13 protein-coding genes are annotated in these 12,260 nt (G+C 71.2%); 5 read left to right on the top strand and 8 right to left on the bottom strand.

Annotated features, from left to right (window positions below):
* The first annotated feature begins 71 nt into the window (after positions 1–71).
* Positions 72–1,049: a non-homologous end-joining DNA ligase gene (gene ligD, locus ACI2K4_RS04170; protein WP_404508572.1), complete on the top strand. Its 978-nt coding sequence runs from the start codon at positions 72–74 to the stop codon at positions 1,047–1,049.
* Positions 1,050–1,145: 96 nt separating this feature from the next.
* Here the strand turns inward: ligD and ACI2K4_RS04165 are convergent, their stop codons facing one another.
* Positions 1,146–1,877, bottom strand: a complete 732-nt coding sequence (locus ACI2K4_RS04165) for an alpha/beta hydrolase (RefSeq protein WP_404508570.1) — start codon at positions 1,875–1,877, stop codon at positions 1,146–1,148.
* Between the two features lie 206 nt (positions 1,878–2,083).
* On the opposite strand from ACI2K4_RS04165, the gene ACI2K4_RS04160 reads away from it, so the two are divergent.
* Complete coding sequence (locus ACI2K4_RS04160) at positions 2,084–2,710, top strand: TetR/AcrR family transcriptional regulator (RefSeq protein ID WP_404508568.1); 627 nt, start codon at positions 2,084–2,086, stop codon at positions 2,708–2,710.
* Between the two features lie 48 nt (positions 2,711–2,758).
* Here the strand turns inward: ACI2K4_RS04160 and ACI2K4_RS04155 are convergent, their stop codons facing one another.
* Positions 2,759–2,908, bottom strand: coding sequence for a hypothetical protein (locus tag ACI2K4_RS04155; RefSeq protein ID WP_404508566.1), 150 nt, complete (start codon positions 2,906–2,908; stop codon positions 2,759–2,761).
* A gap of 266 nt (positions 2,909–3,174) precedes the next feature.
* Between ACI2K4_RS04155 and ACI2K4_RS04150 the strand changes: the two genes are divergently transcribed.
* A complete protein-coding gene (locus ACI2K4_RS04150; protein WP_404508564.1) occupies positions 3,175–4,863 on the top strand; it encodes a VWA domain-containing protein in 1,689 nt (562 codons plus the stop codon).
* 123 nt (positions 4,864–4,986) lie between these two features.
* Here the strand turns inward: ACI2K4_RS04150 and ACI2K4_RS04145 are convergent, their stop codons facing one another.
* From ACI2K4_RS04145 to ACI2K4_RS04125, 5 genes are all read right to left on the bottom strand, one after another.
* Complete coding sequence (locus ACI2K4_RS04145) at positions 4,987–5,760, bottom strand: ABC transporter ATP-binding protein (RefSeq protein ID WP_404508562.1); 774 nt, start codon at positions 5,758–5,760, stop codon at positions 4,987–4,989.
* The gene (locus ACI2K4_RS04140; RefSeq protein ID WP_404508560.1) at positions 5,757–6,821 is read right to left on the bottom strand and encodes a FecCD family ABC transporter permease; all 1,065 of its coding nucleotides are present in this window, start codon (positions 6,819–6,821) and stop codon (positions 5,757–5,759) included. The genes ACI2K4_RS04145 and ACI2K4_RS04140 overlap by 4 nt, the downstream gene beginning before the upstream one ends.
* A gap of 4 nt (positions 6,822–6,825) precedes the next feature.
* Positions 6,826–7,878 carry a FecCD family ABC transporter permease gene (locus tag ACI2K4_RS04135; RefSeq protein WP_404508558.1) on the bottom strand — a complete coding sequence of 351 codons (1,053 nt, stop codon included), beginning with the start codon at positions 7,876–7,878 and terminating at the stop codon, positions 6,826–6,828.
* On the bottom strand, positions 7,865–8,878 hold the full coding sequence (locus ACI2K4_RS04130) for an ABC transporter substrate-binding protein (protein WP_404508556.1): 1,014 nt from the start codon (positions 8,876–8,878) through the stop codon (positions 7,865–7,867). Before ACI2K4_RS04130 ends, ACI2K4_RS04135 begins: the two co-directional genes overlap by 14 nt.
* Before the next feature lie 288 nt (positions 8,879–9,166).
* Positions 9,167–9,787: a TetR/AcrR family transcriptional regulator gene (locus ACI2K4_RS04125; RefSeq protein ID WP_404508555.1), complete on the bottom strand. Its 621-nt coding sequence runs from the start codon at positions 9,785–9,787 to the stop codon at positions 9,167–9,169.
* A gap of 42 nt (positions 9,788–9,829) precedes the next feature.
* On the opposite strand from ACI2K4_RS04125, the gene ACI2K4_RS04120 reads away from it, so the two are divergent.
* The gene (locus tag ACI2K4_RS04120; RefSeq protein WP_404508553.1) at positions 9,830–10,987 is read left to right on the top strand and encodes a glycosyltransferase; all 1,158 of its coding nucleotides are present in this window, start codon (positions 9,830–9,832) and stop codon (positions 10,985–10,987) included.
* An 80-nt stretch (positions 10,988–11,067) separates the two neighbouring features.
* Here ACI2K4_RS04120 and ACI2K4_RS04115 read toward each other — a convergent pair whose 3' ends face one another.
* Positions 11,068–11,433, bottom strand: a complete 366-nt coding sequence (locus tag ACI2K4_RS04115; protein ID WP_404508552.1) for a hypothetical protein — start codon at positions 11,431–11,433, stop codon at positions 11,068–11,070.
* Between the two features lie 237 nt (positions 11,434–11,670).
* On the opposite strand from ACI2K4_RS04115, the gene ACI2K4_RS04110 reads away from it, so the two are divergent.
* Positions 11,671–12,252 carry a GNAT family N-acetyltransferase gene (locus tag ACI2K4_RS04110; RefSeq protein WP_404508550.1) on the top strand — a complete coding sequence of 194 codons (582 nt, stop codon included), beginning with the start codon at positions 11,671–11,673 and terminating at the stop codon, positions 12,250–12,252.
* Positions 12,253–12,260: the final 8 nt, after the last annotated feature.

The raw sequence follows: 12,260 nt of genomic DNA, 5'->3' as shown, positions 1-12,260 counted from the left end.
GGGCAACCGGAGCGGCTTTCACTTGTGGCAAAGCCGCTCCGGGTGCCGGAGGGCTGGACCATGCTCGGGGCATGGACGCGACGGGGAAACTGGCGCTGATCCGGCCGATGCTGGCCACCGCCGGTGACCTGCCGACGACCGAGGACTGGGCGTACGAGTTCAAGTGGGACGGGGTACGCGCGGTCGCGTACGCCGAGCGCGGTGGACGGCTGCGCCTGTTCTCGCGTAACGACCGGGACATCACCTCGACGTACCCTGAGATCGACGTGCTGCCGTCGTTGCTCGGTGGACGCGGCGCGGTGCTGGACGGCGAGCTGGTGACCCTCGACCGGCGCGGGGCGCCGAGCTTCTCCGCCCTGCAACGCCGGATGCACGTACAGGCACCGAGCGCGTCCCTGATCTCGTCGGCCCCGGTGCGGTACCTGGTCTTCGACGTACTGCGGGTGAACCGGTCCCGGCTGCTCGATCGCCCGTGGGCGCAGCGCCGGGCCGCGTTGGAGGAACTCGAACTGGAAGACCAGCGGGTCACCGTGCCACCGGTCTTCGACCGCGACCCGGAGTCGGTGTTGGCCGCCGCCCGGGAGCGTGGGCTCGAAGGGGTCGTGTCGAAACGGGTCAACTCCACGTACCAGCCGGGTCGGCGCTCCCCCGCCTGGCGCAAGACGGCCCTGATCCAGACCACCGAGGTGGTGGTCGCCGGCTACAAGCCGGGCGCCGGGCGCCGCTCCGGCCTGGTCGGCTCACTGCTGCTGGGGATACACGAACCGGGCGGGCTGGTCTACGTCGGCGGCGTCGGTACCGGCTTCACCGACGCGATGCTGGAGGATCTGGGCAGGCGGCTGCGGCCGTTGGAACGGGACCGGGCACCGTTCGCCGCCCCGGTGCCCACGGTGGAGGCCAGGAACGCCCGCTGGGTCGCGCCGACGCTGGTGGGCGAGGTGGTGTACCGAACGCTGACACCGGACGGACGACTCCGGCACGCCGCCTGGCGCGGGCTGCGGCCGGACCGGGAGCCGAGCGAGGTCAACCGTCCCCGGCGGTCCGGCTGACGGCGCCGGCCCCGCCGGCCGATCCGTTTGCGCCGCGGGGCCGGGCGGGAAGGCGGGTTCCCCCCGACCGGGGGGTCGAGGGGAACCGGGCGAGCCTCAGTTGCCGACGCCGGCCTTGGAGACGATCGTTTCGAGCAGCGCGGCGAACTCCTTCGGGTGGGAGTGGAAGGGGGCGTGGGTGCCCACCGCGCGGTAGACCGCCCCGGTACGCGCCGCCATCGCCTCCTCGACCAGGGCGACGACCGAGATGTCGTTGTCCGGGATGACGTAGCTGCTGGGGATGGTCTTCCAACCCATCTCCGTCACTCCCTCGAAGTCGGCGCGGATGGTCTGCGGCACGAGTCGGGCGATGGCGGCGGCGGTCTCGGGGTTGTCCAGGTCGCCGTCGAAGAAGGCGGCGGGCAGGTTCAGGTCGGGGTTCTCCGGCATCCTGATCCCGGCCAGGGAATCCGGCGTCGGTACGCCACTGAGTCCGAACATCGACTCGCCGAGTTCGGGCACGAAGGCCGCGACGTAGACGAGGTGCACCACGTTGGCGGCACCCGGCGTGGCCTGGGTGACCGGTACGCCCGCGTACGAGTGGGCGACGACCACCACCGGGCCCTCGATGCTGTCGATCGCGGCCCGGATCACCCGTGCGTCGTCGAACATGCCGGGCAGCGGTTCCACCCGGGACTCGTCCCGCAGCGCGCTGGGCAGGTCGACGGTCTCGGTCTGCCAGCCGGCACCGGCCAGTTCGTGCCGCAGCTTCTCCCAGACCCAGGAGCCGTGATGCCCTCCGTGTACGAGCAGGAGCGTCGGGCGGACGGTCGACGGGGCTGCGCTCATGATCATGCCTCTCGGGAAATGAGGGAAGTATGTTCCGCTTAATGAGTTTTATGGCTATCGGACTCTGCGTCCGATCCGAGTCTACAGAGCCGCTCCGGGACCGCCCGCTCGAGCGACTGTGGCGTGGATCTCGGTGACCGCGGGATCCGCCCGGCGTACGGGCGCACCCCCGGTGGCGGCCCGGTACGGCGGCTTACCATTGCCGGATGACCTCGACCCGCCGTCCCGCCGCGTCTCCGGAGCGCCGGGACCTCGTCGAGGCAGGGGTGATCGCCGCCACCGAGCACCTGCTCAGCCAGGGCGCCACCTTCACCGAACTGACCATGCAACAGATCGCCACCCAGGCCGGGCTGGCCCGCTCCACCCTCTACCTCTACTTCCCCGAGAAGAGCACGGTGCTGCTGCCGATCGCCAAGCGGCTCGGCGACGGCGCGTTCGACATCATCAACGGCTGGAGCCCCCGCGACCCGAGCGGACTGGACGGGCTCGCGGACGCGATCCTCGAAGTGATCCGTTACTACCGGGAACGCGCGCACGTCCTCGCCGCCATCAACGAGGTCTCCGGCTACGACCGGGTCGTACGCGAGTACTGGAATGCGGAACTCGACAAGTTCATCGACCTGTCACAGGAGTGGTTACGCACGGAGCAGGGCGCCGGCCGCACCTCCGCCGATCTGGATCCGCTCACCGCGAGCCTGGTCATCATCCACGGCAGCAACCAGGCCATCGCCAGCCACGTCACCAGGGGCGATCCCAGCCGCGACGCGGTCGTGGCGCGGGAGATCGCGGCCAACCAGTGGTTCGGTGGACTGCGCCGGTCCGACACCGACTGATCCGGGCGTCAGACGGACCGGCACCCCGGTCCCGCGCTGCCGCCCCGGTCAGCCGAGGACGCTGGTGAAGAGCGCCAGCAGACACACCACGGCGAGCGCGACGAGCACGCCCCGCACCTCGCGTGACGGGCTGGCCTGCCGATCCGCGTCCGGGTCCGGACTGGCGGTGGGACGGGACGGACTCACCGATGAGCTCATCGCCCCATCGTCGGCCGGGAAGGCCGGGAGGGCAATGGTTCTTCACGCATCGTTGACGGGAGAACTTCGCGGCGAGACGACCGATCGACTACCACCAGCCGCGACTCAACGACTTAAGGTGAGATACCTGGTCGAATGTTTACTTTTCTCAGATTTCGGTCGGATCTAGCTGGCGACAACAGGACGCGGTGTTCATTATTGAGGCCGTGTCTGGCCGCCATCGCACGGGTAGAGGTTTTCGCAGGGTCAGCGCCATCGCCGCGGCGGTGGCGCTGGTCGGTCTGGTGCTGGGGGTGTCGGTCGGCTACCAACAGTTGACCGGGTCCGGTTGCGCGGGGCAGGTCAAGCTGACGGTGGCCGCCGCCCCGGAGATCGCCCCGGCCGTCCAGGCAGCCGCCGACGACTGGAGCGATCAGGACGACGCGGCGGGTGACGCCTGCCTGGCGCTCTCGGTCACCGCCGCCGACCCGGCGGACGTCGCCGCGGCGGTCGCGACCGCGCAGGGGGTGGGCCTGGCCGGCGTCGGTCAGGGCAACGGCACCACCGTCATCCCGGACGTGTGGGTGCCCGACTCCTCGAGCTGGCTGCTGCGGCTGCGCACGGCCGCGTCCAGTTTCGCGCCCACCAACGGCGCGTCGATCGCCAGCAGTCCGGTCGTGGTCGCCATGCCCGAGCCGGCCGCGTCGAACCTCGGTTGGCCCGAGAAGTCGCTCACCTGGTCCGACCTGCTGAAAAGGATCACCACCGGCACGGGCCTGCGGACCGGGATCGTCGAACCGGCCCGCGACGCTGCCGGCCTCTCCGGCCTCATGGCACTCGCCGCGCCCTCCGGCACCGGCGCCAACGCCGAACGGACCACCACCTCGGCGCTGCGCACGCTCGCGACCGGCCGCTCCGTACTCCGCGACGACCTGCTGGCCCAGTTCCCCCGCTCGTCCGACCCCGCGTCGCTCGCCACCGCGCTGAAGGTCGCGGTGCTGTCGGAAGAGGACGTGATCGCCTACAACTCGGCCCAGCCGCCCGTCCCGCTCGCGGCGATGTACCTGGATCCGGCGCCGACCGCCCTGAACTACCCGTTCGCGGTGCTGCCCAGCGCCGACCCGGACAAGGTCGCCGCCGCCGACGGGCTGTACAAGGCACTCGCCGTCCCCGGTTTCCGCGACCGCCTCGCCGGGCGGGGCCTGCGCGCCCCGGACGGCACCTGGGGGGCGGGCTTCTCCGCGCCGACCGGCGCACCGACCTCGGTGGGCGGGGCCGCACCCGCGTCGCCGGAGGCCAGCGGCCCCGCACCGGACCCGGCCGTGGTCGACCGGGCGTTGTCCACGTGGTCGGCGGTCACCGCACCGGCCCGGATGCTCGCCGCGATCGACGTCTCCGACACCATGCGCGGCCGGGTGCCGACCGCCGGCAACGCCACCCGGATGCAGGTCACGATCCAGGCGGCCCAACGCGGCCTCGGGCTGTTCAACGAGGACTGGGCCGTCGGTCTCTGGACCTTCGCCAAGGACCTGGACGGGACCAAGGACTACCACCAACTGGTTCCCATCGGCCCGCTGTCGTCCCAACGCGGCCAGTTGCTCGACACCATCGGGCAGATCAAGCCGAAGCAGAACGGCGACAGCGGTCTGTACGACACCATTCTCGCCGCGTACCAGCAGGTGCAGGACGGTTGGCAGGCGGGCCGGGTCAACTCGGTGGTCATCCTCACCGACGGCATCGGCGGCAACGAATCCGGCAGCCTCTCCCTCAACGCCCTGCTCGACGAGCTCAACAAGCTCAAGAACGACGCACAGCCGGTGCAACTGATCATTCTGGGCATCGGGGGTGCGGTCGACCGGGGGGCGCTGGACCAGATCACCAAGACCACGGGCGGCGGTGTCCTGATCGCCGAGGATCCGGCGATGATCGGTGACGTCTTCCTCAAGGCGATCGCGTTGCGTCCCGCGCCCCGCTGAACCACCGCGTCGTCCGGGAAAGCCGACCGGTGCTTCCCGCAGGAGCGAACCAGCCAGCGCGCGGCACCGGCCCACCGGTGCCGCGCGTCGTCGGTTCGCGCTGCCGCGCGTCGTCGGTTCGGTTCAGGCGGGCACGATCATCGGGGTGCCGGCGATCGGGTCCGCGACGATCAGACAGCTCAGCCCGAAGACCTTCTCCACCAGCTCGGCGGTGACCACGTCGGTGGGCGCGCCCTCGGCGACGACGGCGCCGTCCGACATCGCGATGAGGTGGTCACTGAAGCGGCAGGCGAGGTTGAGGTCGTGCAGGACGACGACGATCGTCTTGCCGGACTCGGCGTTCAGTTTCCGCAACAGCCGCAGCAGTTCGACCTGGTGGTTGATGTCCAGGTAGGTGGTGGGTTCGTCGAGGAGCAACAGGTCGGTGTCCTGGGCCAGGGCCATGGCGACCCAGACCCGTTGGCGCTGGCCACCGGAGAGCTGCCGGATCGGACGGTCGATCAGGTCGGCCGTGCCGGTGGCGTCGAGCGCCCGGGTGACGGCCTCGTGGTCGTGCTCGGTCCAGCGCCGGAACCAGCCCTGATGCGGGTAACGGCCACGGGAGACGAGGTCGGCGACGGTGATGCCGTCTGGTGCGACCGGGGTCTGCGGGAGCAGCCCGAGCACCTTGGCGACGTCGAGGGTACGCATGTCGGCCAGGGCCTTGCCGTCGAGCAGCACGGCCCCGCCGCGCGGTGGGAGCAGTCGGGCCAGGCCGCGCAGCAGGGTGGACTTGCCGCAGGCGTTGGCACCGACGATCGCGGTGATCTTGCCGTCGAGGATCGTGACGTCGAGGTTGTCGACGACGGTCCGGTCGTCGTACCCGAGGGTCAGTCCCTCGGCGCGCAGTCGGGTCATCCGCCCGCTCCTTGCCGGTTGGTGGTGGCCAGCAGCCACAGCAGGTAGGGAGCACCGACCGCGCCGGTGACCACGCCGGTGGGCAGTGGTGTGGGCAGCAGGTGCACGGCGACAAGATCGGCGCTGAGCAGCAGCGCGGCGCCGACCAGGGCGGCGGCGGGAATGCCGCCGGTGGCTGGACCGAGTAGCCGGTTGGCGATCGGCCCGGCGACGAGGGCGACAAAGGCGATCGGCCCGGCCACCGCCACGGCGAGCGCGACCAGCACGACGGCGGTGCCGAGCAGGCCGGCGCGGCTGAGTTCGGTCCGGGACCCCAGCGTACGAGCGGCGTCGTCGCCGAGTTCGAGGGCCTGCAACGGCCGTTGCAGCAGGACCGCGACCGGCAGCAGGACAACCAGGGCACCGACGAGCAGGCGCAGTTCCGTGCTGCTGGCCTGGCCGACCGAGCCGGTCAGCCAGTGCATGGCCTGGCGGGCCTCGAAGAGCTGGGCCCGGGTGAGCACGTAGCCGACGAGACCGTCGAGAAAGACCGCGACGCCGATGCCGATGAGGATGAAGCGGTAGCCGGAGACGCCGTCGCGCCAGGCCAGCACGTACATCAGCAGGGCGGCGAGGATGGCCCCGCCGAGGGCGAGCCCGCTGACGACCAGCCCGCTGGCCTGGAGCAGCACGATTCCGGAGACGGCGGCGAGCCCGGCCCCGGAGGTGATGCCGACGAAGTCCGGGGAGGCGAGCGGGTTGCGCAGCACCTGCTGGAAGATCGTTCCCGAGGCGCCGAGCGCCAGGCCGACCGTCAGGGCGGAGGCCGCGGTCGGCAACCGCAGACCGCGTACGACAAAGTCGACGCTGGGGTTGTCGGACAGGTGCAGCACCGAGGCGATCACCTCACCCGCGCCGATCCGGAAGCTGCCCACCATCATGGTGAGCACAAAGAGCGCGGCCACCGTCACGACGAGGGCACCGGTCACCAGCAGGGAACGGCCGGCCCGGCGCCGCCGGTTGCCACGCAGCGCGGTCGCCGCGCCGGACGCGGTGGCGAGGGTGTTCGTTGTCGCGGTCATCCGTTCACACCTCCGACAGCCGGGCGTAGCGCACGATCGCGACAAACGCGGGCGCGCCGAGCACGCCCAGCACCACACCGACCTGCAACTCGTCGGGGGCGGCCACCACCCGGCCGAGCACGTCGGCCAGGAGCAGCACGATCGGTGCCAGCAACATCGAGTACGGCAGGATCCACCGGTAGTCGGGACCGCAGATGAACCGTGCCAGGTGCGGCACGACCAGCCCGACGAAGACGATCGGCCCGCAGGCGGCGGTGGCCGCACCGGCGAGCACCGCGACGACGGCGAAGGCGGCGGCCCGGGTGCGGTTGACGTGCTGGCCGAGGCCACGGGCCACGTCCTCGCCGAGCGCCAGGCCGTTGAGGATCCGCCCGAAACCCAGCGACACGGCCAGGCCGAGGAGCAGGAACGGCGCCACCCCCGCCAGGATCGGGGCGTACCGGCCGGCGAGTGACCCGACCTGCCAGAAGCGCAGCTCGTTGAGGGCGTCCACGTTCGTCATCACGATCCCGGTGGTCACCGAGGCCAGGCCGGCCGTGACGGCCGCACCGGCCAGGGCGAGCTTGACCGGGGTGGCGCCCTCGCGGCCCAGCGACGCGATCGCGTACACCAGCGCCAGCGCCGCGATCGCGCCGGCGAAGGCGAACCAGACGTAGACGTTCACCCCGCGTACGCCGAGCACGGTGATGGCGAAGACCACAAATGCCGCCGCGCCGGAGTTGATGCCCAGGATCCCCGCGTCGGCCAGGGGGTTTCGGGTGACGCCCTGCAGAATCGCCCCGGCGACGCCGAGCGCGGCGCCGACCAGGATGCCGAGCAGCGTACGGGGCACCCGCATCTCCAGCGTGACCGTGCTGGTGATCGAGCCGTCGGTGCCCAGGTTGCCCAGCGCGCGCAGCACCTCGGAGAGACCGATCGAACGCGAGCCCATGGTCACGCTCAGGAACCCGACGAGGGCGAGGAGCACGCAGAGGGCGGCGAGCCCCGGCCCGAGGGCAGAGGCCCGCCGCACTCCGCGCGTGGCACCGCGCCTCGCGTACCGGCTAGTTGCCGACATTCGGATCCGCGGCCTTGACCGCCTCGGTGAGCTTGTCCAGCTCGGTCGCGAAGTCGCCGTACGTGTGCAGCCAGAACGCCGGCCACGACACGGCTGCTCCGGCCTTCGCCGCCTTGATCTTGAACCAGGTCGGCTGCTTCTTACCCCACTCGGCGTTGGCCTCGGGCGTGAAGGACCGGCCGTCCCACAGGATCAGGTCGGGCTGGTACTTGTCCGCGTTCTCCCAGCTCAGGTTCTCCCAGTACGGGAATCCCGGGTCGGGGCTGGCCGGGTTGACCACCTTGAGGCCCCAGCTCTGCAGGTCCAGCAGCTCGGGTGCGTACTCGGGGTTGGCCACGTACACCTTGTCGTCGGCGGGCGACATCGCCGCGACCGTCAGGCCGGCCTTGGCCGAGGTGGCCTCCTTGAACTTGGCGACCGCGTCCTCGAAGCGCTTCTTGTTCGCCGCGATCTGGGGGCTGTCCACGTCGGCGCCGAGGCTCTCGGCGAGGTCCTCGTACCCCTCGGCCAGCGCGACGATCGACTTGCCCTGCGACACCCCGACGACCGGGGCCAGCTCGGCGAGCTTCTTGCTCTTCTCGTCGACGCCCTCCTCCATGCCGCTGTGCGCCTTCTCGGCCGGCCACCAGTCGCCGACGATGAGGTCGGGCCGCAGGGCGGCGGCCTTCTCCACGTCGATCTTTCCCCACTCGTCGCCGAGGATCTCGACCCCGGTGAGGTCGAGGTTTTTGAGGTTGGGGTCGGTCTTGACCGACTCGTCGGCGTAGACGCCGACCGGCTTGATGCCGAAGGACATGAGCGCCGCCGCCTCGCCGGCATGGGCGATGATCCGGGTGGGGGTCTTGTCCGCCTTGACGACCTGACCGGACCCGTCGGTGAACGACCAGGGACCCGACGCGGCGGCGTTGTCGCCGGAGTCGGACTCGTTGCCACAGCCGGTTAGCCCGACGAGCGCGACGCTCAGCGCCGCCACGGCCAGGACCGGACGCCATGCTCGCATGGTGAGATTTCCGTTCTATATGTTGGACTTGAGCCGACACGATTCGACCCGAGGGTTAGGTTAGGCTAACTATGCCCAGCCGTTTTGGCCAGCCCACATGATCTGGCTCATCCAGCAGATGACCACCTGTCCGAGAGACGCACACCGCAGGCGAGGTCGTCGTCGCGCCCGTGACGGACACCGTGAACCCGGTGTCGCCGCTCGCGCGACAACACCGGGTTCACCTCGGAAACGGTTGCCCGGGACGCGGAAACGGTTGCCCCGTCAGGACTCCCGCCGACCGCAGGGTCAGAGCGGGCGGAGCAGCGCCTCGGTGGCCCGGTCGACCAGCCAGCGTTCCGCCTCGTCGTACGACCAGCCACCCTCGTCCACGAGTTGCGGCCAGGAGTACAGACCGAAGAAGAACCAGAGCATCTCGGTGGCCCGATCCACCGTGATACCCGGACGCAGGGCGGAGAGCTCGTCCAGCCGTACGGCGCTCATCCGCAGTGCCCGCCGGTAGGCCGCCGCGCCGTCGCGTGCCATCGCCGCCGCGCTCGCCGTCATCCCGGCGGCGCCCTTCATCAGCAGGACCGTCTGGCGGTGACTCTCGTGGCCGTGCCGCGTCCCGGCGCCGGTCAGGCGCAGAACCTCGGCGGGATCGGTGGCGACCGCGACCGCCGCCACTGTCTGGGCGTTCTCCGGGTCGTTCACGCCGGCCTCGATCAGCGCCCGGAGCAGGGTCGGCTTGCCACCGACGCTGGTGTAGACCGTCGCGACCGCCACCCCCGCGCGGGCGGCGATGTCGCTGATGGTCGTCGTCGCGTAACCCTGGGTGACAAACAGGTCCTGAGCCGCCGCCAAGATCACCTTTCGGGTGTACTCGGCGCTCTCCTGACGCCGGGTCGCGCGGGCCTGGGGGGCTGCCATCAGGGCACTATAACGTCACCATTTCATCAGAATGCTATTCTGATGATTATGCGAGTCCTCTTCTCAACTACGCCCGCATTCGGGCACTTCCTCCCCATGCTTCCCCTGGCCCGCGCGTTCCAGCGCCAGGGACACGACGTCGCGGTCGTCACCGCCGAGGGAATGACCCCGCTGATCGCACCGGAGGGATTCGAACTGCTGCCGGCCGGACCGATGCCGGACGCGCTCTTCGCCGAGGTGGGTCGCAAGCTCGGCGTCAACCCGGCGACCGAGCCCACCCCGGAGGCGGTCGCCGAGTTCTTCGCCGGCGTCCGGGTCGACCTCACCACCGACGAGGCACTGGCACAGGCGCGGCGCTGGCAGCCGGACCTGATCGTCAACGAGATGGTCGACTTCGTGGGGCCGCTGGTCGCCACCGCCCTCGGCGTACCGCTGGCCACCCTCGCCTTCGGGCCGTCGGTGCCGGCCGAGTTCACCGGCGCGCTGGTCGCGCTGGTCCGCTCCCGGTACGAGGCACGGGGCCTCACCGCGCCGGCCGGGGTGCCCGCCGGCCGATGGCTGCTGGACACCTGCCCGCCCGGACTCCAGTTCGAGGGCTTCGCCGTACCGCCGACGGTGGACCGGATCGGGCTGCGGCCGGAACCACACCAGGCGCTCGGCGCCCCGGCCGGCGTGGCGGCCCCGGCGGCCGGCGGACGCCCCCGGGTGCTGGTCACCTTCGGTACGGTCTTCGCCGACCCGACCGTGGTCGGCCCGCTGCTCGGCGCCCTCGGCGACCTCGACGTCGACCTCGTCGCCACGCTGGGCCTGGACGGCAAGCCGGAGGACTACCGGCTGAGTTCGGACCGGGTGGAGTTCACCCCCTTCGTGCCACTGGCGCAACTGCTCGACAACGTCAGCGCGGTCATCACCCACGGCGGCGCCGGGACCACCCTCGGCACACTCGCCCGGGGCATCCCGATGGTGGTCGTACCGCAGGGCGCCGACCAGTTCATCCAGGCGGACCGGGTCGCGGCGTCCGGCGCCGGCCTGGCGCTCGCGCCCGGACGGGGTGAACCGGCGGCGATCGCGGCGGCGCTACGCCGCCTGCTCGACGAGCCCGCGTTCACCGACGCGGCGCGCCGCATCGGCGCCGAGGTCGCCGCGATGCCCTCGCCCGACGAGGTGGCCGAGCGGCTCCGGACCGAGGTGGCCGGTTAGCCAGCCGCGAACCGCCGGGCTCCGGTGGGACGGGCACCGGCCGGACCCGTCCCACCGGTCCCGACGTACCCGGGCAGCGATCAGAGCTGGGACCAGCGGCCGACGGCCACGAGCAGGTCGAGCCCGATCATCAGCAGGCTGGGGACGAGCATGCGGCCCGTACCTCCGGATCTCCGAACCCAGACGACCGCGGTGCCGACGGCGTCCACCACCGCCGCGACCGGCGTGAGAACCGGCACGACCTGGAACGCCCACGGGAGCACCAACGCGACGGCGACGGCGAGGTCGAGAGCGGCGAGAAGCAGCCAGACCACAATGGACCTGCCCGCCATGGCCTGCCGCACCTCGACGGTGTCGCGGAGTGCGGCGAGCCGGAGCCGACTCACGCCGGCCATCAGGCAGATCCACGCGAGGAACACCTGAGCGACCCACAACAGCACATCCATGGTGACCAGAGGCTATCGCCGGGTCACCGTCGCCAGGAAGACCACGAATCCCATCGATCCACACGTTCACCCGGGTTTTCCCGTCCGTATCGCAACCGTTCGCCGCCCGGCGCCCGCGCATCCCTTGCGTCGCGTCGTGCTCGGGGACGGTCGACCGCTCCGAAAGTCAACCCCACCGCCGGGCCGGGCCGGGTAGGGTCGGCCCCCCGATCGCCGACGAGCCAGCGTGAGGACAGGATGCAGGCCGACGCAGCCGGAGTTTTCGACAACCACCGCACCGCCCGGTTGACCCTGACCGTCCCGGAGCGCGACGACCTGGCCGAGCTGTACCGGTTGTACGCGGATCCGCAGGTGTGGCGGGACGACCCGGTGAGCCGTCACGTCGACCGCGACCAGACCAAAGCCATGATCGACCGGTGGCGGTCGACCTGGTCACGCGACGGCCTGGGCATGTGGGTGGCGCGTGGCACCGAGCCGGCAACACGGGGTCGGTTGGTCGGCATCGGCGGTTGCTTTGTCCGTCAAGGCGTGGCGTGGAACCTCGGCTTCCGCCTCTCCCCCGCCTTCTGGGGCCAGGGGTACGCCCAGGAGATCATCCGTGCGGCGGTCGCCGCCGCCCGCGAGGCGCGTACGGAGCTGCCGCTCACCGCGTACCTGCTGGAGGGGAACAGCCGGTCGCAACGGGCCACCGAGCGGGCGGGACTTCGGCTGGTGTGGCGTGGCCCGGACGCGGGCAACCCCGACCCGGACGCGATCCGGCTGCTGTACGCGGACCGGGACCTGCCACCCGCGACCGTGAAGGCACTCACGGACGTCTAGCCGGGGTA

The sequence above is a fragment of the Micromonospora sp. NPDC050397 genome, assembly GCF_044901685.1.
Classification (GTDB): Bacteria; Actinomycetota; Actinomycetes; order Mycobacteriales; family Micromonosporaceae; genus Micromonospora_G.
This window is presented reverse-complemented; position numbering and strand designations above follow the sequence as displayed.

What these genes read in the sequence shown, in the direction of transcription:
- ligD (WP_404508572.1), top strand. Translation starts at nt 72, where the DNA reads ATGGACGCGACGGGGAAACTGGCGCTGATCCGGCCGATGCTGGCCACC.
- ACI2K4_RS04165 (WP_404508570.1), bottom strand. Translation starts at nt 1,877, where the DNA reads ATGAGCGCAGCCCCGTCGACCGTCCGCCCGACGCTCCTGCTCGTACAC.
- ACI2K4_RS04160 (WP_404508568.1), top strand. Translation starts at nt 2,084, where the DNA reads ATGACCTCGACCCGCCGTCCCGCCGCGTCTCCGGAGCGCCGGGACCTC.
- ACI2K4_RS04155 (WP_404508566.1), bottom strand. Translation starts at nt 2,908, where the DNA reads ATGAGCTCATCGGTGAGTCCGTCCCGTCCCACCGCCAGTCCGGACCCG.
- ACI2K4_RS04145 (WP_404508562.1), bottom strand. Translation starts at nt 5,760, where the DNA reads ATGACCCGACTGCGCGCCGAGGGACTGACCCTCGGGTACGACGACCGG.
- ACI2K4_RS04140 (WP_404508560.1), bottom strand. Translation starts at nt 6,821, where the DNA reads ATGACCGCGACAACGAACACCCTCGCCACCGCGTCCGGCGCGGCGACC.
- ACI2K4_RS04135 (WP_404508558.1), bottom strand. Translation starts at nt 7,878, where the DNA reads ATGTCGGCAACTAGCCGGTACGCGAGGCGCGGTGCCACGCGCGGAGTG.
- ACI2K4_RS04130 (WP_404508556.1), bottom strand. Translation starts at nt 8,878, where the DNA reads ATGCGAGCATGGCGTCCGGTCCTGGCCGTGGCGGCGCTGAGCGTCGCG.
- ACI2K4_RS04125 (WP_404508555.1), bottom strand. Translation starts at nt 9,787, where the DNA reads ATGGCAGCCCCCCAGGCCCGCGCGACCCGGCGTCAGGAGAGCGCCGAG.
- ACI2K4_RS04120 (WP_404508553.1), top strand. Translation starts at nt 9,830, where the DNA reads ATGATTATGCGAGTCCTCTTCTCAACTACGCCCGCATTCGGGCACTTC.
- ACI2K4_RS04115 (WP_404508552.1), bottom strand. Translation starts at nt 11,433, where the DNA reads ATGGATGTGCTGTTGTGGGTCGCTCAGGTGTTCCTCGCGTGGATCTGC.
- ACI2K4_RS04110 (WP_404508550.1), top strand. Translation starts at nt 11,671, where the DNA reads ATGCAGGCCGACGCAGCCGGAGTTTTCGACAACCACCGCACCGCCCGG.